Below are 20,140 nucleotides of genomic sequence, written 5' to 3'. Positions count from 1 at the left end.
AATATTCCCGTTCGGGAAGATTAGACCCGGCAGGAGGGCTTGGCAAGACAATTCTTCCCTATCGGGAAGTTACCCAGGCCACCGGCGGCGTCGTGCTGGTCGCGCGTGCCATACGGATAGGAGGACTGCGCGTGAAGCCTCAGGCGCCTCGTACGGGGGCGCTATGCGCCGACGTTTCATCGCCCCGGTCGCCCTGCAGAAGGGGCAGGAGTTCAGCGTCGCCCGGTATGGCGAAGCCTTTATCGGCGCCGGAGTCAATCCAGGGCGGACTGTCGACTACCAGTGCTGGCCCTTTGAGTGCAGTCCCGCTTGCCGGGAGGCATCGGTCGCACCCGACGCCCAGCAGAACAGCGTTGCGGGTTCACGCGGAGCTGCTTTTTGGACGCCATGCCGAAGTCAAGAGGCGTGACCAGGGTCTGTTTACATTTCGCCGAAGGCTCCTCGCACACGTCTTCGCCAGCGAATCGACGAGATCGGGAGGCCTGCTATGCTGGACGACTTCTCCGGGCCCGACATAACCTGCTTTCGAATGAATCTGACTTTCTCACCTACTACGCAATCTGACGCTGATCTGTTGGTGAGCATTCGCATCGCGGCGATGCGCGAGAGCCTGGAGCGTCTTGGACGCTTTAACCCACAGCGTGCGCGGGAACGTTTCCTGGCATCTTTTGAGCCGGCGCTGTGCCGCTTCATCGAAACCGATGACGCTCGGGTGGGCTTTTTATTGGTTCGCCCTCAACCAGACCACTGGCACCTGGACCACCTGTACATCTTGCCTGAACATCAGGCACGGGGAATCGGAACAGCAGTGCTGCAGCAGATAATTGCAGATGCCGATTTACAATGCATGCCGATCCGCCTGGGCGCATTGCGTGGCAGCGAATCGAACCGTTTCTATCAACGACACGGGTTCGAGCAGACGGACGAATCGGAGTGGGATATTTACTACATGCGCCAACCACGTTCTACAAAGGTATAGTTGCCACTCACATTCTTACGAGTGGGCCGAAGGTGCAGGCAAGCACCGCCAAAGCGAGATAGTTGCCGGCGAGCTTGTCGTACCGAGTCGAGACGCGACGAAAATGTTTGATGCGATTAAAAAAGCGTTCGACAATGTTCCGTGTCCGGTACAGCGTGCGGCTGTAGCGCCGCTTGGACTTTCGATTCGAGCGCGGCGGGATAACATCTTGCGACACACCACGTTCGTTGCCACTTCGTCTTGGAGCCGCATCGCGCATTGAAGTGCCGCCGTGATTTCAACATTCCTATGTGCTTGAGCGAGCCGCATCATCGCTCTGCTCGGCACAAGGCTCTCTCATAGACTTCCATCGACGACGTCGACTAGCCGTTGCAACGTCTCCAACGCACCACCCGCTATTCCTACTCCCACGGCAGGCGAAACCGAGTAATCGCGCGGATTGACGCGGATGAAGCGGAAGTCATGCTGTTCGCTGAAGCGCCGCACGGTCGGCACGGCCCTGCCTGCACCCAGTTCGATGACGAGGGGACGCTCGACGGACCGAAGCCATGCAGCAAGTCGTCTCTCCTGCCTGTCCACGTTCCTCTCTACCCATTGCCAGTCCCCGAACATCAGAATGTTCGGCCGGGCGAGACCACCGCAATGCGGACACCTCGGCATTACGTTCTGAAGCAGACATGTCGTCTCGTCGACAACCGGCGTGAAATCGTCCGCCGGCCAAGTCGCATCGGTACAAGCCTCGACGCATTGCAGCCGGTGGATGGTTCCGTGGCATTCCACAATGCGCTCAGCATCAAATCCCGCTTTCTGGAATTGCCCATCGACGTTGCTGGTGAAAACGAAAGCGCCATGCTTCATCGTCGATGCCCACCTGCGCAGAATGCTGAAACCCGCATGGGGAACGGTCGCGCGATAGAGAGCGAGGCGGTGCCCATAGAATCCCCAACTCAGGCGCGGATGACTCGCAAAGCCCGCGGGGTTGGCGATATCCTCGAACGAAAATCCATGGTGGCGCAGCGCCGGGTATGCACGCCAGAAGCCTTCCGTTCCCCGGAAATCGGGCAGCCCGGAATCCACGCCCATGCCGGCGCCCGCAGTGATGAGCAGGCCCTCCGCATCGCGGATCCACGCGGCCGCCTGCTTGATTGCGATATCGCTTTCCACGTACTCCCCCGATCACACTGTCTAGTTTGTCGATACACCTTTCAAACGGCGGTGCCGTAACGCTTAACCAGTTCGGCCGCCTCGCGCGCGAACTCGTCCCGAAGTGCGGGTGGCGCCAGAATCTCTGCTGCTGCACCGAGCGAGCGAAGCCACCATCGCAGCTTGACGCTCGGGACCACCGTCCCGGTCACCTTTATCCGCCCGTCGGGCATCGGCGCGTGCCGTTGGTCGTCCGACATGCGCCGTTCCTCAAGTCGCTTGGCCTCGAATGGCTCCAGCGCGAGCTCAAGCACGACAGGCGCCTCCGGAAGAAAGTCGAACACCTGCTCCTTTTCAATCGTAGCTTGCAGATTGAAATCCCCTGGATAGGCAAACGCGGCCCCGGAATCGACCGCCGACATGCATCGGTCCAGTCGATACATAATCCGTAGCCAGTTCGGCTTGCCTTTCTCCGGTCGCGGCGGATGGTCCGGACTCTGGGCGACCATGTACATGAGCCCCGCCGATTCGACCAGTGCGAGCGGCCAAAGCCGCTTCGGCTTGATGTCTTCGTCCCTTGTCTCCTTGTAGGCCGGCCGATACCGGACAAGGAGTTCGCGCTCGAAGAAGGTCGCGGTCACAACCGTCTGGAAGACTTCCGGATCAATGGGCGGCCGCCCCAGCAAATAGGTGGGCTCCACCGAACCAATCTTGTTGACCCACGCCCGATACAGCCGGCTGTCCTCCCCGTCTTGCGAAAGCCGGGTATCGGCGGCCTTGAACAGCGGCTCGACGTCCATCGTCACCGCCGCAGGCAGCTTGTCCGCCACAAAGCGACGCAGCACGTGGAACGCTACGGCCTCGGAAGCACTCATCAGGCCGGCCATCTGGTTGGCACCGTGCAGCCACGATTTGCGCTGCCAGACAAGCTGCCGCCCATCCATCGCAGCGAGGACAAGCTTCTCCTGCTCCAGCCTGGCAAGCCGGCGTCGAACCTGCCGCGGATAGTCCACTTGGTGGCCCCGGTCGGTCAGCAGTTGGATAACCCGTGAAGTGGGCATCCACGCTTCCGATTCCCTGTCCGTCGGCAGGATTCGAAGAATCGCTTCATCAAGGCTGGAAGTCATCAGTCTGGCCGCCGGTCGAGGGTGTGTGAGTCCGCTTTCGGATTGGTCGTGATTCTACAAAACGAAGGGGACACTTTTTGTCCCTCGTGTCCCGCATCATCGTTTCCGGCCACTGGAGAGACCTATGACTTCGACCACAAAAATCACCATCGCTGTTTCCGCACGGGCGCTGTTCGACTTCGAAGCGGAAAACCGGCTGTTTCGCGAGGACGACCCATCGGCATATTGCGCGCTTCAGGCCACGCGTCTGGATGTCCCGGCGAGCCCGGGCGTGGCCTTCCCGTTGGTGAGAAAGCTCCTTGCGTTCAACACCGGAGAAAGCACCGATGTCGAGGTTGCCATCCTGTCCCGCAACGATCCGGTCACCGGGCTGCGGGTCTTCACCTCGGCCCGGCACCACGGGCTCGCCATCAGCCGGGCCATCTTTACGAGCGGCGCAAAGCCGCATCGTTACCTGGCACCGCTCGAGGCCCAGCTGTTTCTGTCCGCGCACGCGCCGGATGTTTGCGAAGCGATGGCGGCGGGATTTGCCGCCGCGCGGGTCTACCCGGCTCCGGGCATGTCGATGACGGCCGACGAAGCAGAACTGCGTATTGCGTTCGACGGGGACTCGGTCCTTTTCAGCGACGAAGCCGAGCGCGTTTTTCGGCAGCAGCGGTTGCAGGAGTTCAACGCCCATGAGGTACGCAATGCGCGCCTGCCGCTGCCGCCGGGGCCGCTAAAGCCCTTCTTCGCTGCCCTGTGCGCCCTTCGTGGCAGGTGCCGGTCGCGGGTCCCGGTAAGAACGGCATTGGTGACAGCCCGTAGCGCACCGGCACACGAGCGGGCGATTCGCACGTTGATGGCATGGGGCGTTGCGGTCGATGAGGCGATGTTCCTTGGCGGCAAGGACAAGACGCCCTTTCTTGCGGAATTCCGGCCCGACATCTTCTTTGATGACCATGTGCCTAACTGCGAGTCGGCTTCCCGGCTCGTGGCGACCGGGCACGTGCCGTACGGTATCAACAACGAATGTCTGTCGGTGCTTCACTGAGCGAGTGCCGCGATGAACCGCGAATTCGAGCATGCTTTGGTCGGGAGCTATCCGGCCATCTACCGGTCCTTGCAGCCGCGCTTTTCCGGTGGCTGCCTGTTCGAGTGCGACGATGGTTGGTATCGCATCATCGACGAGCTTTCGCGCAAGCTCGAAGCCGAATCGCGCACGTCGCATCTGGTCGCAATCGAGGTGCGGGAGAAGCTGGGCAGTCTGCGCTTCCGTCTTCGAGGCGAGATAACAACCGCGGTGGATAGCTGGCTTGCTGAAGCTACGCGCTTGAGCCAGCGCGCCTGCGAGCGATGCGGGCAGCCGGCGACGCTGCGTGGACACGAGGATGGCCGGGTGCGCACGCTCTGCCCAACCTGCGCCACGAAGATGGGCTACGTCGTGGAATGACGCAGCCGCAACAAGACGATTCGCCATGTACCTACGGATGACATCCCATGCCGAAACTTATCGAACACGTTGATGCGATTGCCCGGAAGCTCAAGCGGGATGTGCTTTATCTCGAGTTTCCCAAGGCACAACGTCTTCGCCGTGCGGACTACCGGAATCTGAACAGTCGCCAGCGCATCATGCAATGGCTCGACAGCGAAGGCATCGGGTGGCGCGAGTGCGCACAAGTCGCGTCCGAGACTGTGATGCGCTCCTATGCCGGGGAGATTTTTATCGATGTGCCGTTCGACGAAACCGACAGCCAGTACCGAAAGCTTCAGGCATTTCTCGAGCATGCGGACGGCACCAGCCGTTTCGACGATGTCCGGTTCTTCGTTGTTTCATTGGCGCTTGCCATGAAGAACGCGCACCACGATGAGCCCGGCTTCTGGGACCGTTGGGCTGATCATTTCTGATCGGCAAGACGAGAGCCTGGGGGCGTTGTGAGCACGATCTATGTTCATGGACGATGCTATGAATGATGCGCCGGCTGAAAGTGCATGACGCTCGACGACGTCGCGCTGCGGTTGGCGCTCGGTGCAGCGTGAAACACCCTACGCCACCACCCGCCGCTCCATCGCCCCCGGCCGCACCCGGCTAACCGACGCCAGCGCCGCAAGACTCACCATCGCCGTGACCATCAAATAAAAGCTCGGCGCGCTTCGATTCGCCGTCGCGCTGATGAGCCACGTCACAACCGCCGGTGTAAATCCGCCGAACACCGTCACGCCGATGTTGTAGGCGACGGACATCCCCGTCGAGCGCGTGGCCGAGGGAAACATCTCCGACATCAACGCGGGCAATGCGCCGAAATAGACCGACTTCAACAACGCGAGCCAAGCCACGAGCGCGAACAAGGTGAAGGCCGACAGATGCCCAACCGTATAAGAAAACGCCGGATAGACCGTGACGGCGAGCAGTATTCCCACGGTGGCCATCTGCACGAGCCGGCCGATTCGATCCGACAGATGCCCCGCCAATGGCGTCACGCAAGTCAGAATGACCCCGCCTAGCATCGTTGCCGCGAAACTCGTCGAAGCAGGCAACTGCAGCTCTCGGATCGCAAACGTCGGCAGGTATTGCAACAGATAGTTGACCGACGTCGACACAGCCAGCGCACCCGTCGCCACGATGACCATCCGCTTCTGCAAGCGGAACACGTCACTCACCGGTGTCTCCGTCCGCGCGGCTTCCGTGAACTCCGGCGCATCTTCAAGAAAGCGCCGCAAATACAGCCCCACCGGGCCAATCAGCAAGCCGATAAAAAACGGCACACGCCATCCCCATGATGCCAGCGCCTCATGAGACAGCAGCCTTGCCAGCGCAAAGCCGCAGGTTGCCGCCATCAGCGTCGCCAGCCCCTGCGTGGCGAACTGCCAGCTCGCGAGAAAGCCGCGCCGATGCGGCGCATGTTCGATCAACATGGCCGTCGATGCGCCGAACTCGCCCCCCGCCGAAAACCCTTGGATCAAGCGCGCCGCGAATACGCCGATGGGTGCCGCAAGCCCGATGCTCGCATAAGTCGGAATAAACGCGATGATCGCTGTCCCCGCCATCATGAGGCTGACAGACATCATCAATGCCGCTTTACGCCCGCGCTTGTCCGCATAGGCGCCCAGCACGACGCCACCGACCGGCCGCACGAGGTACGACGCGCCGAACGTCCCGAACGTCAGCAGCAACGAGGCGGTTTGATTCGTCGTGGGGAAGAAATGCTTGCCGATGTAGATCGCGAAGAATCCGTAAATCGCAATGTCGAACCATTCCAGCGCATTGCCGGCCGAGGTTGCGATGACGATTTGCACAAGGCTCAGCGGCTTGTGTGCCGGCGAGCCGGAAGATAGGCGGTGATTCATCGCAATCCTCGATCGATGGACGAACGACAACTAACCGGACGCCGCAGCGCCCGTTGCATTTCAACTCAATGACTGAGCGCGGCAGCGGCAAAGGAAGCCGCCGCAGCCGAAGCGGTGGCCGAGGCACAGACGTGCGCGACATGCGTGCCGCGCGCAGACCGCAGCGCCGCAATGCGGTGAGCGTCTTCGCCCAGATCCCACCAAATCCCCGCCATCAGGCCGAGCGCTTCCCTCGCGACCGAACCGAGCAGATGTTCGTTCGGCGCATGCTGTGAGCAGGCGGGATAGGAGTGCGGCACCCAAAGCGTCGGCAAGCCCAACGTGTCGGCGAAGACATCGTTCGGAACGGTGCCCCCCAGGTTCGGCAGCAAGGCCGGCTTCTTTCCGCTCGTCGTGGCAATCGATGACAGCACCCAATCTACCCACGGGTCTTCCGGGTCCAGCCGCGTTGCCGCGGCGGTCCGAGTGACGGACACCTGCACGTCCGCGAAACCATGACGCGCGAGGTGCGCAGAAAGATGTTCGGCGGCCCGTGCACTATCGGTCCCGACAACGAAACGCAATTGGCACGTGGCGCGGGCGACGGGCGGAATCGCGTTGACCGGTGCATCGGGATTGCCGGCCTTGAACGCCAGCACTTCCAGTGAATTCCACGCGATGACGCGTTCGGTCGGCGTGAGCCCCGGCTCGCCCCACTCCGGATCGATGGCCGGCGCGTTTTCGTCGCCGCCGAGTTCGATGTCGGACAGCGCATGGCGCACGGCATCGGAAATCGGTGGCGGGCGAAGCCCGTCGACAACGATCGCGCCGCGATGATCGACGAGGCTCGCAATCGCATGGGCGAGGACGATCGCCGGGTTGCGCAGCACGCCACCCCAGTTGCCCGAGTGATGCGCGCCTTCGCGCAGATCGACGGTGAGATCGAAGTTCACCCCGCCGCGCGAGCCAAGGAACACGGTTGGGCGTTCGGCGCTGACGCGCGGTCCGTCGGAGGCGATGAATACGTCGGCTGACAGGGCTTCTCGTTCCGCTGCGCAGATCTCGTCGAGTCCGGGCGAGCCGATTTCCTCGCCCATTTCGAAGATGACTTTGACGTTGTAGCCGAGTTTGCCGCGGCGCGCTTGGAGCACCGCGCCGAGCGCGGCGAAGTTGATCGAGTGCTGGCCTTTGTTGTCGGCGCTGCCGCGGCCGTACCACCGATCCTTTTGTACCGTGACGCGCCAGGGCGCCAGGCTTGCGCGCCATTGGTCGTCGTAGCCGCGCACGACGTCGCCATGCCCGTAAGTCAACACGGTCGGCAGCGCCGGATCTTCGATTCGCTCGGCAATCAAAAACGGCGCACGCTCGACGGCACTATTCGCGACGATTCGACTCGTAAAGCCGAGCCGCGAGAGCGTCGGCGCGATTTCTTCGGTGAGGTAGGCATGCAATGCCGCCGCTTGCGCTTCGTTTTGGCTTTCCGTCCGGAACGACAGACGTCGGGCAAGATCATCGAGCAGGCGGCCTGAATCGTAGATGGCATGGGCACGATCGATCGCTTCTTGGCGCTGGCGAGCGTTATCGCTGGTGTGGCTGGGCATCATGGCGTCCTCGGATAGGGCTGTGAGCCAGCTTATGAGCACCAAAAATTCGCAACAATTTCAATTTTGTCGATTAGGCTTGCCTGAATGGCAACGCTGACCAAGGACGGCCTCATGCTGCACGGAATCGCCCTGCGTTACTTCGTCGAGGTCGCACGCACGGGTTCGCTGGCGGCCGCATCGGAAAACTTGCATGTCGCCGTATCGGCGATCAGCCGGCAAATCAGCAAGCTCGAAGAAGATGTCGGCGCACCCTTGTTCGAGCGCCTGCCGCGCGGGATGGTGCTAACCGAATCGGGCGAGCTGCTGGCCGAACACGCGCGGCGCACGCTGCTCGAAGCCGAGGCGGTGCTCGGCAATATCTCGGCGAGCGAAGCGCGCGGAGGACGGCTCGTGCGGATCGGCTGTACCGAGGGTTTCACGCGGTCGCTCCTGCCCGCCTCGCTCGCGCGCCATCTGCAAACGGCGCCGGGCACACGTTATGTGCTGCGCTCGGGCACGCCGGCCCAGGTGGAACATTGGGTGACGGTGGGCGAAGTCGATATCGGCGTGGCATTTTCAAGCGGCAGTCAAAGCGGCAGTCATTCGGCGCCGAACGTCGCCTATTCGGTGGCGATGCCTGTGCGTGCGTTGCTCGGTGTTGAGCATCCGCTGGCATCGCACGCGTGTCTCACGCTCGCGGATCTGCAGACCTATCCGATCGCCTTGCTCGAGCGCGGGACAACGGTACGGCAATTGTTCGATCTGTGTTGCTCGACGCGCGCGGTGAAAATCGAACCGATTTTGAGCAGCAATAACTCGGCAGCGCTGCACGCCTTTGCCGCACTGACCGGCGCGATCACGCTAGGCAGTTCGGTCGCGCTCAAAGGGCTGATGAATGACCTGTCGCTGGTATGGCGGCCGATCGACGAGCCGATCCTGAATCAGAGAGTGCTGCAGGTGACGACGATGCGCGAAAGGCGGTTGCCGGCGGTCGTGAGGAGCGTGTTGGAAACGATCGTATCGATGATCGGCGAGGCGTAAATGAGTGCGAGGGCAAGCGCGTTCCCCTTCGCTATGGAACGAAGGGGTAAGTGGCGAACGGAATAGCTTGGGGTACGTAGGGCACGCCCAAGCGATCCACAGGGCCTATCAGCAGTTGCCCTTCTTGGCTTGTCCCGGCGGACAGAAGCCGTTGCCCGGGCCGCCTTGCCGATGAACGACAACGCCCGAATCGTCCGGGACATACAGTGCGCATCCGCTCAGCAGACCCGATGCGATGGCCAAAGCAATGACGATTTTGTTCATACTGATTGATTCCCGTTTGGGACATTCGAGGAAAACGAAATGATTTCACACGTTTGCGTCGGAGTGAACGAGTTCGATCGTGCCTTTGCCTTTTACTCGGCCGTCATGGCTGCGTTGGGACACGAGCTGAAGTTCTGCGAGGAAAGCGCACATTGGGCCGGCTGGAAGGCAAAGGACCAGCCGCGGCCGCTCTTCATCATTAACCGGCCCTACGACGGCAATGCCGCGCAAGCCGGGAACGGGCAGATGGTGGGCTTGCTGGCACCCAGCCGGAAGGCGGTTGACGCTGTCTACCACAGCGCACTGGCGAACGGCGGCACGTCTGAGGGCGCGCCCGGCCTCAGGCCTCAATATCATCCCGACTACTACGGCGCGTATTTCCGCGATCCGGAGGGTAACAAGATCGCTATTTGCTGCCACGATCCGGAGCAATAGCGGGCGATGGCGCGTTCGGTGTCCGCGGACGGAAAGGCCCCACGACGCTCGCCGCCGTCGAGCCCCGCCGGCCCCTCGCTAAACGAGGCGTCCGCCCCCGTCCACATGCAGGACTTCGCCCGTGATGAAGCCGCTGGTCAGCAGCAAGTACACGGCTTGCGCGATATCGTCGGGACGGCCGATGCGTCCCGCAGGCAGCGCCGCAGCTGCCGATGTCAGCGTCTCGGTCTTCGTCTCGCCGAAGAAGCTGTCGAGCAGTGGCGTATCGACCAGCCCGGGCGACACGGCATTCACGCGGATCGGCGTGAGTTCGAGCGCGAGCGAACGCACGATCGCTTCGATCGCCGCCACCGCGCCGGCGAGAATCGCTCCGGTGCGAATCGGCCGCTCGGCCAGCAGCCCGGAGGTCAGCACGATCGATCCAGTCGGGCGCAGCCGGCCCAGGGCCGCGCGCACCATCGATAGCGGCCCGACCAGCCGCTCCTCGACGACCCGGCGCAGATCGTCGGGCGTGCTCTCACGCAGCGTTTTCAGCGATGCGGTACCGGCCGTCACGACCAGATGATCGATGTCCGGCAGCGTGTCGAATAGCGCCGTGAACGATGAGGCATCGTGCAAGTCGCCGATGCATTGCCGGGCGCCGCCGATCTCGTCCGCCGCTCGGCGCAAGCGCGCGGAATCTCGTCCGACGAGGGTGACTTCCGCGCCTTCGCGGGCGGCGCGTCGAGCGACCGCGAGGCCGATGCCGGAAGTGCCGCCGACGACAGTCACGTGGCGCCCTGCGAGGGGGGCATGCATCGCCCCTGTCATGGCTACCGTGGCACTCGCCGTTGTCGGCGTCTTTGTTCCGGCCGTATGGCCGGCGATGGCTTCGCTCATCACATTCTCCGATCGATGAAAAGAGGAGCCGCCATGGTGGCTGGGATCCTGAGTCAGCAGAACTGCCGCGAATTCGATGATCGTCATCGAATTATTTGATAGATTCGCGGGCATGGACCTCCTTCTTGCCATGCGCGTATTCGTGCGTGTCGTCGAATGCGGCGGGCTCTCGGCCGCCGGCCGCGATCTCGGCCTCGGGCAACCCGCCGTCAGCGAACGGCTGCGTCAACTCGAGCGGCATCTCGGCGCGCGGCTGCTCGATCGCAATACGCGCTCCGTCAATGTGACCGACATCGGCGCGGTGTTCTACGCTCGTGCCAAGACAGCGCTCGAAGCAGCCGACGAGGCGGCGGCGAGCGTGGCGACGTTCAGCCGCCAGCTACGCGGCACGTTGCGCGTCGCCGCACCTCATGCACTCGGCGAAATCGTGGTGCCGCCGCTGCTGGCTACGCTGCAGCAACGGCACCCCGAGTTATCAATCGACCTGATTTTGAACGACCGCTTCGTCGATCCCGTCATCGAGGGCGTCGATGTATCGATCCGGGTGGGCCGACTGGGCGAGGGCGGGTTCGTTGCGCGGCCGCTCGGCCGCGTGCGCAGGCTGCTGCTCGCATCGCCCGGCTATCTGGCCCGGGCCGGTGCGCCCGCGTCGCCCGCGGCATTGGCAGCCCATCCGTTCGTCCATATCGACGGCCTCGCGCGGGACGGCAAGCTGCATCTCGGTGGGCCCGATGGTGCGCCCGTCACGGCGTCAGTACGGTCGGCGTGGCGCTGCAATCATTGGCGGCCTCTGCTCGCCGCGTTGCTCGAGGGCAATGGGATCGGCGTCCTGCATCGGCCGGTGTGCCGGGACGAACTGGCGACGGGGCGGCTCGTGCCTGTGCTGGCCGGTCATCGGCTGCCGGACTTGCCCGTGCACGCGATCTATCCGGCGTCGCGCCGCGTGCCGGCGAAGACCGCCGCAGTCGTGGCGTGGCTGCAGACGCAGTTGCCTGCGCTGCTGGACGAGGACGCTCCGACGGTGGAATCCGCGTAGCGAAAGGACCTTGGGTGTGGGGGCGCGTCGCCTCCCTCGGTGGGGCAGCGCGCCGGATCCCGCGGTCAGCACCTGCACGATCGCACCTGGGCGCTCACATCCGGGCGCTCACACCCATAGCCGATACGCCCAGAACGATTCGTCTTCAATAAAGCGCTGAGTGAACTCGCTTGGCGAAAAACCGGTGGTGCGTTTGACGGCGCGGCTCAAGTGCGCCTGATCGGCAAAGCCTTCGTCTTGAGCCAGGGCTGCCCAATCCAATGTTTCCCCGGTCTCGTAGCGATCGCGTGCGGCGAAAAACAAGCTTTCGGTTTTGATGAGGGATTGCCATTCGCGCAATGAGCGCCCGCTATACGCTTTGATCCGGCGCTCGACTTGTCGCGAACCGTGCGTGCGGCGCCATTCGTGAGCCTGCCAGGCCAGACGTCCGACCCAATAGCGGCCAACATTCCGCACCGAAAGCGCCGAGCCGCGGCCGTTGAGCGTGCGCCACCGCGCGGCCAGATGCTGTTCCAGCACGGACAGCGACATCGCATCGCTGTCGGCGGCGAGGAGTGCGTCGAGAAAGGGGCGCCACATGGGCCCCAGTAGCGGTTCCGCCGGCACGATGCGGTCTTGGATCGCACGGAGATCGATCTCGAACAACGCACGCGCAGCATCCGCTTCGAAACAGATCATGCCGCCGCGGCCACTATGGCGGCCCCAGCTCACCATCGGCCGGGCCTGGCTGCCCGATAACGTGAATGCCGTCCCGTAGGGGCGCCAAACGGCATTTCCTGCTGCGCCCTCGACGATGCCCGCATCCGCCCCATCGAACCAGGAAAGGCACACGAGCGGGGAGGCGGGAAAGTGTGACAGGCGCTGGGCGTCGGTCAGCGCGAACCCCCTGGTATCGCGGCAGATCATCGCCACGATCGCGCCTTGCAAAGCGGGCGGCGCAAGATAAAGCCGCGAATGCGGGCGCCGTCCGTCATTCGATGCAAGCGGTGCGCGCATCAATGGATCGGGGCACGACGGCAGGTTTTGCGAGGCGGCTGGGAGCATGAGCGCCGAGTATAGGCAAGGGGCGGCCAATCTGTCGATGTCGTTTGCGTTCAAGACACGCGAAGGCCGATCGAGAATGATTCGAGGCAAATGACGTCGCGCCGGGAAGCGCGACTCACGACCCTTGAGGCCACCGGACCGCTATATGCCCATGAACTCGCCATCTTCCAACCGCTGCCCGTTTCACGACGATGCTGCGTTGTCCGTTGCGGGCACGGCTGCGGCTACAGCTACAGCTACAGCGCAGCAGCCGCCCGGCGCGTGGCCGCCCGGGCCGCGCAGCTTCACAGGCTGGGTCCATTTGAGCCGGATGTCGCGCGATATGTTCGGTACGCTGTCGCAATGGCAACGGCAGTTCGGCGATATCGTGCACCTGCGCTTTTGGCCCGAACATGACGTCATCGTCGCCGATCCCGAATTCGTGCGCGAATTGCTCGTCACGCACGGCGACGCGTTGATTCGTTGGGAACGGGCTATCGGCGTGTTCGCCCAGATACATGGCAACAGCGTGCTCATTGCGGAGCACGATGCATGGCGCAGCAAGCGCCACGCGTTACAGCCGAATTTTTTGCCGAAGGCCGTGCAAAGCTTTTCGCCGACGATCGCCGCGGCCACCGAACAGGCGCTGGCGGATTGGCCCGCCCGTGACGCACAGTGGCCGATTGAGAGCACGTTGACGTCGCTGACGATGGAAGTCATCTTGCAAATGACGTTTTCGAGCGGCGTAGGCAGCGATGCGAAGGTGGCGGAAGAGGCGATCCGCGTGACGAGCGCGGCGGCGAACGCCGAGTTCTATTGGCCGGCCAGTTGGCCGGACTGGGTGCCCTGGAAGCGCGCGAAACGCCGGGCGCTGGCCGATCTGAACGGCCTGATCGAACGGCATATGCAAGCGCGCTTGAGCCTACCGCGCGAGCACTGGCCCGACGATCTGCTGAGCCGGCTGCTTCGTCTGCACGATGGCGATCCGTCGGCATGGACGCTACAAGCTGTGCGCGATGAATGCATGACGACGTTCCTGGCCGGACACGAAACCACCGCCGCGACGCTCAGCTGGTGGGCTTGGTGCATGGCGTCGAATCCGGTCGCGCAAAGCGCTGCGCGCAATGAGGTCAGGCGTATGTTGCAAGGCCGCGCGCCTACGGCGCAGGCGCTGGCGTCGTTGGGTTATCTGACGCAGACGATCAAAGAGACGCTGCGGCTCTACCCCGTCGCGCCGGTGCTCATCAGCCGCCGGAGCACGAGGCCCTTGAGCTTGGGAGGATGGCAATTGCCGGCGCGCACGCTCTTCATGCTGCCCGTTCAATTGATGCATCGCGATTCACGCTGGTTTCCCGAGCCGGAGGCATTCCGCCCCGAGCGGTTTGCCCCGGATGCGCCCGAGCTGCCGCGCGGTGCTTATATGCCGTTCGGGACGGGGCCGCGTGTGTGTCTCGGGCAACATCTGGCCATGGCCGAGATGACGGTGATCGCTGCGATGCTGTTGCAGCGCTTCGAATTGTCCATTCCCGAAGGGAGGACGGCACCGCGCCCGGTATGGAGGGTGACGCTGCGTCCCGACCAGCCGCTGCACTTGGCCATCGCGCCGGTGCGCGATTAGTGGACTCTAAGGGCTCTAAGGGCTCTAAGGGAGCAAATACCATCCCATTTCGAACAGGACGGAAAGAACAGGAAGACCGACGCGCGGATGGCGACAACAATCCTTGCCCATATTCAAGCGCCGGCGCTTATCAACGGAATCGGTCGGGCCGATACGGCGTCGGATCGGTGAAGGGCGCTTCGCCCGTCATCATCTCGGCCAGCAAGCGGCCCGTTACGGGGCCGAGCGTCAGCCCGTGATGATTGTGGCCGAACGCAAACCATAAACCGCGATGCCGCATGGCCGGCCCGATCACCGGACGCATATCGGGCGTGCATGGACGCATCCCGAGCCAGGGCGCCGGATCGACTCGCTCCCCAATCCCGAACGTGTCGCGCGCCAGCGGTTCCACGCGTTCGAGCTGGACCGGCGTCGGCGGTGCGTTTCGGTTGGCGATCTCGACGCCCGTCGTAAGCCGCAGCCGATCGCCGCGCATCGGCGCCACCACATAGCCTCGTTCGCTGTCGACGATGGGCATCGATAGCATCGGACGCGTGGCCCGGTAATGCATGTGGTAACCGCGCTTGGCGCGCAGCGGGATACGATAGCCCAGCGGCCCGAACACGACATCGGACCACGGCCCGAGCGCAACGACCGCCTCCTTCGCGCTGAGCACTCCGTGCTCCGTTCGCACGGTCCAGGTTCGATCCGAGGCGCGTAAGGTCGTTGCATCGCCGATCAAGCTACTGCCGCCGTCGCGCTCGAACAGGGCGGCATAGCCTTTGACGAGCGCGCCCGGATCGAGCACGCTCTTCGGATCCTCCCAATGCACCGCGCCGCAAATATCGCTGCCGACCGCGGGCTCGCGCGCACGGAGCGCGGCAGCGTCCAGGATAGTCGCTCGCAAGCCGTGCTCGCTCGCTGCGGCCTGCGCGTCCTTGAGGGCTCGCGCGAAGGCGGCCGGGGTCCGGAACGCTTCCATCCATCCGCGCGCATGGACCAACTCGGCCAGCCCCGCGCGCGCGATGAGCGCGTCATGCTCCGCCACGCATCGGCCGATCAGCGGCTGCATGTCGCGCGCGGCGGCGTCGAGCCGGCGCGGCGACGATTCCCACCAGAATCGCGCGAGCCAGGCCGCATAGCCCGGCAGCGCTTTATAGTCCCAGTACAGGTCGGTCGAACGATTGCGCGCATAGCGCAAAAGCGTCCCGAGATCGCGCGGAAAGCCATACGGCACGACCGACGAACGTTCGATCAGCCCCGCATTGCCGAAGCTCGTTTCCTCGCCGGGCGCGCGACGGTCGATCAGCGCGACCCGGCGGCCGCGCGCTTGCAGATGCAAGGCGGCGGACACGCCGACGATCCCCGCGCCCAACACCACGACGTCAAAATCCATGGCTTTCATGCCCTTCGATTCAGCGTGCCGGACGATCCCGGCACGGTGTTACTTCGCGATGATGTCGCGCTTGAAATACTTTTGCGAGAGCTGCGTGAGCGTACCGTCGCGCTTCAGCGAATCGAGCGCCGCGTTGATCTTCGCCAGCAATGCTGCGTCGTGCTTGCGCAAGCCGAAGCCCGTGCCTTCACCGAGCGTCGACGGATCGCGCAGCGGCTCGCCGACAATGTCGAAGCCCGCGCCGCTGGGCTTGTCGAGAAATCCTTCCTGCGCTGTCTGCGCTTCCTGAACCGCGGCATCGAGGCGCCCCGACGCGAGATCCGAGTAGACCTGATCCTGGTCCTGGTACGACACGACGTCTACACCGGCGCCCGCCCAATGTTTTTTCAGGAAATCCTCCTGCGACGAACCTTGCAACACGCCCACATGCTTGCCTTGCAGCCGCTTCGTGTCGGGCAGCAAGCCCGAGCCGCGCTTGGCGATCATGACGATCGGAACGACGTAGATCGGCCGCGTGAAGGCGATGCTGTCCTTGCGCTTTTCGGTGATGTTCATCGCCGAATTGATGACATCGAACTTGCGCGCCTGCAGCGCCGGGATCAACCCGTCGAACGCGTTTTCCACCCACGCGCATTTGACCTTCATCCTCGCGCACATCGCGTTGCCGACGTCCACGTCGAAGCCGACGAGTGCGCCCGACGGCGTCTTGCTCTCGAACGGGGGGTACGCGGCCTCGATGCCGAAGCGCAAGGTATCGGACGACTGCGACGACTGCGCGAACGCGGTGCCGGCCGTCACGGCAATGACGGCGGCAAGCAGGGTGTGCTTCAGCTTCATGGCGGGAATTCCTGTCGTGGATGATCGGTACGGCGGCAGCGGACGACACCGGATTTTGCCGTATAGTGTAGACGGCAAGTCCAATATAGACTATTTTGGATCGATCGGTCCAGTCGCCGAAATTAAGGAGATCGAAGTCATGAAGCCTGCTTTGCCACTCGTCGTCGATGAGCAGACGATTCGCGAGATGCTGCCCGCGCTCGACATCAAAGGCGCGCTCAGCGCGATGTTTCGCGCGTTGGCGCTCGAACAGGCCGTGCAACCGCCACAAACGCTGACGCTGTTCCCTCACGATGCGGGCGATTTCATTACCTATCTCGGTGCGTTGGCCGGTGAGAAGGTGTTCGGCGCCAAGCTCTCGCCCTATCTGGTGACGGGCGCCGCGCCGATCGTCACGGCGTGGACGACGCTGATGTCGATGGAAACGGGCCATCCGCTGATGCTGTGCGACGCCGGCTTGCTGACGACGGAGCGCACGGCCGCCACGACCGCCGTTGCCATCGATCAATTGGCGCGAGCCGATGCTGCGCGGCTTGCCGTTGTCGGGGCGGGAGCGGTCGCGCTTGCGCACCTGCGGCACGCGTTGCCGCTGCGGGCTTGGCAGTCGATCCGCGTCTTCTCCCCGGATCTCATGCGCGATGAAGCCAAACGCAACGCCGTGCTTGCCGTGGATTCACGCGCGCAGGCGTGCGCGAGCGTCGACGCCTGTGTGGAAGACGCCGATGTGGTCATGCTTTGTACGTCGTCAGGTCGCCCCGTGCTGAAGCGCGAGTCCTTGACGAAGCCCGCCCTTGTCACTTCGATCAGCACGAACGTCCCGAATGCGCACGAGATCGAGCCGGCATGGCTGCTCGACATGGATGTCTACTGCGATTACTGGAAGACGACGCCGGCCAGCGCCGGCGAGATGAAACTGGCCGCGCAGCTTGGGTGGTCGCCGGAGCGGATCGAGGGCGATTTGCCCGCGCTCGTGAGCGGGACGTGCCGCAAGCCGGCGTATGAACGGCACGCGTTCTTCCGGTCCATCGGCCTCGGGCTCGAGGATGTCGCGATTGCTCACGCACTTTATCGGCATCTGAGCGATAAGCAGTCGCTACAATGACGCCGCGCCGTCCAGTTTTCCCGCGAGACGGCGGTTAAGGCTCGAATCGCTTTCATGACGATGCGCAAGAAGAAAACGTCCCCGGTCAAAGACTTGCTGCTGTCCCGCTACGCCCCGATTGCGGACGGCATCGCCGCGCTATTTTTCCCCTACGCGGAAGTCGTCATCCACGATCTGCATGATCAAACGGTGCTCTATCTCGCGAACAATTTGTCCAAGCGCGAGATCGGCGACGATTCGGCGCTCGAGGAGATCGAACAGGCCGCGCGCGAGCGCGTGATCGGGCCTTACGAAAAGCTCAATTGGGACGGGCGCCGGATGCGCTGCGTCAGCAACATATTGTTCGACGACGAAGGCAAGCCTGCCGGCATGATATGCATCAACTTCAACATCGCCGTGTTCGAGGACGTGCGCTCGGCGCTCGACCTGTTCATCAAGGGCGCGGGCCTCGTGGCGCAGCCGGAAGAATTGTTTCGCGACGATTGGCAAGAGCGCATCAACACCTTTTTGCACGCCTGGCTGCAGGAGCGGCAGTTGGGCTTGAACGGGCTCACGCGCGAACATCGGCGGGAAATCGTCGAAGCCCTCTATGCCGAGGGCGCCTTCCGCGGAAAGAGTGCGGCCAATTATGTCGCGAATGTGCTGGGCATGGGGCGGGCCACCGTCTATAAACATTTGAAGATGATGAAGGAGGGGGCGAACTGAGACGCCCTCTGTCGTTCGGCCGCGCCGCCAGACGCGATGCGGCGTGGCGGTATTTTCGCAAAGGGTAACCAAGCGCTTGGCGCAGGCAATGCGGCCGCTCAGACGCTCGGGGTCAATTCGCGCCATCCCTGCGCGCCTTAATGGATGAAATCGTTTTCGTGCCAGCGACGGCGCATTGTTTGCTCGTCGATGAGTTCCGATTCAGGGCTTTCCCCGTCTTCAAGGTCATGAGCGCGCCGCCGATAAAGCAAAAGGACGCCGGCTATGCGCAAGTCGTTCTATCTTGGATAGCGCAGATTGGCTCGATCAGGCATCGACCACGCTTTATTGTCGCACCCATATCGCATAACAACGCCCGCGCGAATGCGCGACACAAAAATCGATATGGCGCTTTGCAACCGAGGCCGCCGGTAGGCCCAGGAACGATCCCTTCTGAAATGTCGTGCCGGACGATGTTTCAGTGCGTCGCCGTTTGCAAGACGTCGACGTCAATTTTTCAGCGAGACGCGCCCATGCTCACGCTCTCCCGTTTTTCGATCCGTTCCGCCCGCTATGCCCGCTATGCCCGCTATGCCGGTTATGCATTGGCGGTATCGGCGCTGACCGCGACCTTCTCAGCCCCCGCAGTCGCCGACGATTCGCTTTATCGGCAATTCGGCGGTAAAGAGGGCATCGAACACGTCATCGACGATTTCTACGACCGGATGCTCGACGATCCCCGGACGAAATCGTTTTTCGACGGCGCTTCGATTCCCCGTATCGAGAAGCTGCTCAACGAGCAATTCTGTGCGCTGACGGGCGGGCCTTGTGCCTATACCGGCCGCTCGATGAAACGGGCGCATGAGGGATTGGGTATCGACGGTAAAGCATTCGCCGCGGGCATCGAAGATCTGAAGCTGGCGATGAACAAGAACCATATCCCGATCGATGCGCAAAATAAGCTGCTGGCCAAGCTCATGCCGATGGCCCGCGATATTCAAGATCGCCCGTGACGAGTCCGAGGCGGTTGTGCGGTGACGCGGGGTGCGCGAATGCGTGTCGCCCGCACGGGGGAACGAGATGAGCATAGTGATGCGAGCCTGGCTCGCCGGGTTACTCGCCGTCGTCGGCTTGCACGTCGCCAGCGCGCGCGCCGAGCCGTTGCGCGTGTCGGTAGTCGATCAAGCGGGCGCTCCGGTTGCCGATGCCGTCGTCTATGCCGTGCCGGTCGACGTCAATGCCAAAGCGCCCCCGGCGAAACAGCCCCAAGCCGTCATCGATCAAATCAAGCGGCGCTTTGTGCCGTTGGTATCGGTCGTGCAGACAGGCACCGCGGTTTCGTTTCCGAACCGCGACAACATCGAACACGACGTCTATTCGTTCTCGCCGGCGAAGCGCTTCGAGCTGCATCTCTATCACGGGATGCCGGCCAAGCCTGTTGTCTTCGACAAGCCGGGGCTGGTGGTGATGGGCTGCAACATCCACGATCAAATGATCGCGTATTTGCTTGTCGTCGACACGCCTTGGTTCGCCAAGACCGATGCGCGAGGCCAGGCGTCGATCGGGAACATCCGGGACGGTGCCTACCGGCTGTCGGTTTGGCACTACCGGATGGCCGAGCCCGAGCCTCCACCGTCGCAGATCGTCTCGGCCGGGCGCGGCGAGGTTGCGTCGTTCTCGCTGCAACTCAGGAGCGAATAGGTGAGCG

General features: G+C 63.1%; 21 protein-coding genes and 1 pseudogene. 12 read left to right on the top strand and 10 right to left on the bottom strand.

From position 1 onward, the window contains the following. The first annotated feature begins 529 nt into the window (after window positions 1-529). Window positions 530-979, top strand: a complete 450-nt coding sequence (locus ACTHL0_RS08410; RefSeq protein WP_440566272.1) for a GNAT family N-acetyltransferase — start codon at window positions 530-532, stop codon at window positions 977-979. A 7-nt stretch (window positions 980-986) separates the two neighbouring features. Here the strand turns inward: ACTHL0_RS08410 and ACTHL0_RS08405 are convergent. From ACTHL0_RS08405 to ACTHL0_RS08395, 3 genes and pseudogenes are all read right to left on the bottom strand, one after another. Continuing rightward, window positions 987-1,184: pseudogene (locus ACTHL0_RS08405) on the bottom strand (transposase); the annotation flags it as partial. Window positions 1,185-1,315: 131 nt separating this feature from the next. After that, entirely contained in the window at window positions 1,316-2,143 is an 828-nt protein-coding gene (locus ACTHL0_RS08400) for an SIR2 family NAD-dependent protein deacylase (RefSeq protein WP_440566266.1), read from the bottom strand. Window positions 2,144-2,184: 41 nt separating this feature from the next. After that, on the bottom strand, window positions 2,185-3,249 hold the full coding sequence (locus ACTHL0_RS08395; protein ID WP_440566264.1) for a helix-turn-helix transcriptional regulator: 1,065 nt from the start codon (window positions 3,247-3,249) through the stop codon (window positions 2,185-2,187). Between the two features lie 124 nt (window positions 3,250-3,373). Between ACTHL0_RS08395 and ACTHL0_RS08390 the strand changes: the two genes are divergently transcribed. Genes ACTHL0_RS08390 through ACTHL0_RS08380 form a run of 3 tightly spaced genes read left to right on the top strand, consistent with a single transcriptional unit; the run spans window position 3,374 to window position 5,136 of the window. After that, window positions 3,374-4,282 (top strand): 5'-nucleotidase, encoded by a 909-nt coding sequence (locus ACTHL0_RS08390; RefSeq protein ID WP_440566262.1) that lies wholly within the window; start codon window positions 3,374-3,376, stop codon window positions 4,280-4,282. Between the two features lie 12 nt (window positions 4,283-4,294). Further along, window positions 4,295-4,681 carry a hypothetical protein gene (locus tag ACTHL0_RS08385; RefSeq protein WP_440566260.1) on the top strand — a complete coding sequence of 129 codons (387 nt, stop codon included), beginning with the start codon at window positions 4,295-4,297 and terminating at the stop codon, window positions 4,679-4,681. A 47-nt stretch (window positions 4,682-4,728) separates the two neighbouring features. Beyond that, a complete protein-coding gene (locus tag ACTHL0_RS08380) occupies window positions 4,729-5,136 on the top strand; it encodes a hypothetical protein (protein WP_440566258.1) in 408 nt (135 codons plus the stop codon). Between the two features lie 138 nt (window positions 5,137-5,274). Here ACTHL0_RS08380 and ACTHL0_RS08375 read toward each other — a convergent pair whose 3' ends face one another. Both ACTHL0_RS08375 and ACTHL0_RS08370 read right to left on the bottom strand, forming a co-directional pair. Further along, the gene (locus ACTHL0_RS08375) at window positions 5,275-6,576 is read right to left on the bottom strand and encodes an MFS transporter (RefSeq protein WP_440566256.1); all 1,302 of its coding nucleotides are present in this window, start codon (window positions 6,574-6,576) and stop codon (window positions 5,275-5,277) included. Window positions 6,577-6,641: 65 nt separating this feature from the next. Then, on the bottom strand, window positions 6,642-8,156 hold the full coding sequence (locus tag ACTHL0_RS08370; protein ID WP_440566271.1) for a M20 family metallopeptidase: 1,515 nt from the start codon (window positions 8,154-8,156) through the stop codon (window positions 6,642-6,644). Between the two features lie 96 nt (window positions 8,157-8,252). Here ACTHL0_RS08370 and ACTHL0_RS08365 point away from each other — a divergent pair, with 96 nt between their 5' ends. Further along, window positions 8,253-9,179, top strand: a complete 927-nt coding sequence (locus ACTHL0_RS08365; protein ID WP_440566270.1) for a LysR family transcriptional regulator — start codon at window positions 8,253-8,255, stop codon at window positions 9,177-9,179. 108 nt (window positions 9,180-9,287) lie between these two features. Here ACTHL0_RS08365 and ACTHL0_RS08360 read toward each other — a convergent pair whose 3' ends face one another. Then, the gene (locus ACTHL0_RS08360) at window positions 9,288-9,443 is read right to left on the bottom strand and encodes a hypothetical protein (protein WP_440566254.1); all 156 of its coding nucleotides are present in this window, start codon (window positions 9,441-9,443) and stop codon (window positions 9,288-9,290) included. Window positions 9,444-9,482: 39 nt separating this feature from the next. Between ACTHL0_RS08360 and ACTHL0_RS08355 the strand changes: the two genes are divergently transcribed. Next, window positions 9,483-9,878, top strand: coding sequence for a VOC family protein (locus tag ACTHL0_RS08355; RefSeq protein WP_440566252.1), 396 nt, complete (start codon window positions 9,483-9,485; stop codon window positions 9,876-9,878). A 78-nt stretch (window positions 9,879-9,956) separates the two neighbouring features. Here the strand turns inward: ACTHL0_RS08355 and ACTHL0_RS08350 are convergent, their stop codons facing one another. Beyond that, a complete protein-coding gene (locus tag ACTHL0_RS08350; protein WP_440566251.1) occupies window positions 9,957-10,757 on the bottom strand; it encodes an SDR family oxidoreductase in 801 nt (266 codons plus the stop codon). Window positions 10,758-10,869: 112 nt separating this feature from the next. On the opposite strand from ACTHL0_RS08350, the gene ACTHL0_RS08345 reads away from it, so the two are divergent. Further along, a complete protein-coding gene (locus ACTHL0_RS08345; protein ID WP_440566249.1) occupies window positions 10,870-11,793 on the top strand; it encodes a LysR substrate-binding domain-containing protein in 924 nt (307 codons plus the stop codon). 108 nt (window positions 11,794-11,901) lie between these two features. Here ACTHL0_RS08345 and ACTHL0_RS08340 read toward each other — a convergent pair whose 3' ends face one another. Next, a complete protein-coding gene (locus ACTHL0_RS08340; RefSeq protein ID WP_440566247.1) occupies window positions 11,902-12,789 on the bottom strand; it encodes a helix-turn-helix domain-containing protein in 888 nt (295 codons plus the stop codon). A 199-nt stretch (window positions 12,790-12,988) separates the two neighbouring features. Here ACTHL0_RS08340 and ACTHL0_RS08335 point away from each other — a divergent pair, with 199 nt between their 5' ends. Continuing rightward, window positions 12,989-14,434, top strand: coding sequence for a cytochrome P450 (locus ACTHL0_RS08335; RefSeq protein WP_440566245.1), 1,446 nt, complete (start codon window positions 12,989-12,991; stop codon window positions 14,432-14,434). A 130-nt stretch (window positions 14,435-14,564) separates the two neighbouring features. Here ACTHL0_RS08335 and ACTHL0_RS08330 read toward each other — a convergent pair whose 3' ends face one another. Further along, the gene (locus tag ACTHL0_RS08330; RefSeq protein ID WP_440566269.1) at window positions 14,565-15,809 is read right to left on the bottom strand and encodes an NAD(P)/FAD-dependent oxidoreductase; all 1,245 of its coding nucleotides are present in this window, start codon (window positions 15,807-15,809) and stop codon (window positions 14,565-14,567) included. A gap of 48 nt (window positions 15,810-15,857) precedes the next feature. Continuing rightward, window positions 15,858-16,646, bottom strand: a complete 789-nt coding sequence (locus ACTHL0_RS08325; RefSeq protein WP_440566244.1) for an ABC transporter substrate-binding protein — start codon at window positions 16,644-16,646, stop codon at window positions 15,858-15,860. A 139-nt stretch (window positions 16,647-16,785) separates the two neighbouring features. Here ACTHL0_RS08325 and ACTHL0_RS08320 point away from each other — a divergent pair, with 139 nt between their 5' ends. The 4 genes from ACTHL0_RS08320 (at window position 16,786) to ACTHL0_RS08305 (ending at window position 20,133) form a co-directional block, all read left to right on the top strand. After that, the gene (locus ACTHL0_RS08320; RefSeq protein ID WP_440566243.1) at window positions 16,786-17,748 is read left to right on the top strand and encodes an ornithine cyclodeaminase family protein; all 963 of its coding nucleotides are present in this window, start codon (window positions 16,786-16,788) and stop codon (window positions 17,746-17,748) included. A gap of 60 nt (window positions 17,749-17,808) precedes the next feature. After that, window positions 17,809-18,453 (top strand): helix-turn-helix transcriptional regulator, encoded by a 645-nt coding sequence (locus ACTHL0_RS08315; RefSeq protein WP_440566267.1) that lies wholly within the window; start codon window positions 17,809-17,811, stop codon window positions 18,451-18,453. A 512-nt stretch (window positions 18,454-18,965) separates the two neighbouring features. Continuing rightward, window positions 18,966-19,445 (top strand): group I truncated hemoglobin, encoded by a 480-nt coding sequence (locus ACTHL0_RS08310; protein WP_440566242.1) that lies wholly within the window; start codon window positions 18,966-18,968, stop codon window positions 19,443-19,445. 79 nt (window positions 19,446-19,524) lie between these two features. Continuing rightward, window positions 19,525-20,133 carry a methylamine utilization protein gene (locus ACTHL0_RS08305; protein ID WP_440566241.1) on the top strand — a complete coding sequence of 203 codons (609 nt, stop codon included), beginning with the start codon at window positions 19,525-19,527 and terminating at the stop codon, window positions 20,131-20,133. The last annotated feature ends 7 nt before the right edge of the window (window positions 20,134-20,140 follow it).

The organism is Trinickia sp. (assembly GCF_051961175.1).
In the GTDB taxonomy this organism is placed as follows: domain Bacteria; phylum Pseudomonadota; class Gammaproteobacteria; order Burkholderiales; family Burkholderiaceae; genus Trinickia.
Note: the sequence above shows the minus strand (reverse complement) of the source record. Positions and strands in the feature narration are given on the sequence as shown.

Excerpts from the sequence above, each read along its gene's own strand:
- ACTHL0_RS08410 (WP_440566272.1), top strand. The coding sequence starts at position 530 with ATGAATCTGACTTTCTCACCTACTACGCAATCTGACGCTGATCTGTTG.
- ACTHL0_RS08395 (WP_440566264.1), bottom strand. The coding sequence starts at position 3,249 with ATGACTTCCAGCCTTGATGAAGCGATTCTTCGAATCCTGCCGACGGAC.
- ACTHL0_RS08390 (WP_440566262.1), top strand. The coding sequence starts at position 3,374 with ATGACTTCGACCACAAAAATCACCATCGCTGTTTCCGCACGGGCGCTG.
- ACTHL0_RS08385 (WP_440566260.1), top strand. The coding sequence starts at position 4,295 with ATGAACCGCGAATTCGAGCATGCTTTGGTCGGGAGCTATCCGGCCATC.
- ACTHL0_RS08380 (WP_440566258.1), top strand. The coding sequence starts at position 4,729 with ATGCCGAAACTTATCGAACACGTTGATGCGATTGCCCGGAAGCTCAAG.
- ACTHL0_RS08375 (WP_440566256.1), bottom strand. The coding sequence starts at position 6,576 with ATGAATCACCGCCTATCTTCCGGCTCGCCGGCACACAAGCCGCTGAGC.
- ACTHL0_RS08370 (WP_440566271.1), bottom strand. The coding sequence starts at position 8,156 with ATGCCCAGCCACACCAGCGATAACGCTCGCCAGCGCCAAGAAGCGATC.
- ACTHL0_RS08360 (WP_440566254.1), bottom strand. The coding sequence starts at position 9,443 with ATGAACAAAATCGTCATTGCTTTGGCCATCGCATCGGGTCTGCTGAGC.
- ACTHL0_RS08355 (WP_440566252.1), top strand. The coding sequence starts at position 9,483 with ATGATTTCACACGTTTGCGTCGGAGTGAACGAGTTCGATCGTGCCTTT.
- ACTHL0_RS08350 (WP_440566251.1), bottom strand. The coding sequence starts at position 10,757 with ATGAGCGAAGCCATCGCCGGCCATACGGCCGGAACAAAGACGCCGACA.
- ACTHL0_RS08345 (WP_440566249.1), top strand. The coding sequence starts at position 10,870 with ATGGACCTCCTTCTTGCCATGCGCGTATTCGTGCGTGTCGTCGAATGC.
- ACTHL0_RS08340 (WP_440566247.1), bottom strand. The coding sequence starts at position 12,789 with ATGCGCGCACCGCTTGCATCGAATGACGGACGGCGCCCGCATTCGCGG.
- ACTHL0_RS08335 (WP_440566245.1), top strand. The coding sequence starts at position 12,989 with ATGAACTCGCCATCTTCCAACCGCTGCCCGTTTCACGACGATGCTGCG.
- ACTHL0_RS08330 (WP_440566269.1), bottom strand. The coding sequence starts at position 15,809 with ATGGATTTTGACGTCGTGGTGTTGGGCGCGGGGATCGTCGGCGTGTCC.
- ACTHL0_RS08325 (WP_440566244.1), bottom strand. The coding sequence starts at position 16,646 with ATGAAGCTGAAGCACACCCTGCTTGCCGCCGTCATTGCCGTGACGGCC.
- ACTHL0_RS08320 (WP_440566243.1), top strand. The coding sequence starts at position 16,786 with ATGAAGCCTGCTTTGCCACTCGTCGTCGATGAGCAGACGATTCGCGAG.
- ACTHL0_RS08315 (WP_440566267.1), top strand. The coding sequence starts at position 17,809 with ATGCGCAAGAAGAAAACGTCCCCGGTCAAAGACTTGCTGCTGTCCCGC.
- ACTHL0_RS08310 (WP_440566242.1), top strand. The coding sequence starts at position 18,966 with ATGCTCACGCTCTCCCGTTTTTCGATCCGTTCCGCCCGCTATGCCCGC.
- ACTHL0_RS08305 (WP_440566241.1), top strand. The coding sequence starts at position 19,525 with ATGCGAGCCTGGCTCGCCGGGTTACTCGCCGTCGTCGGCTTGCACGTC.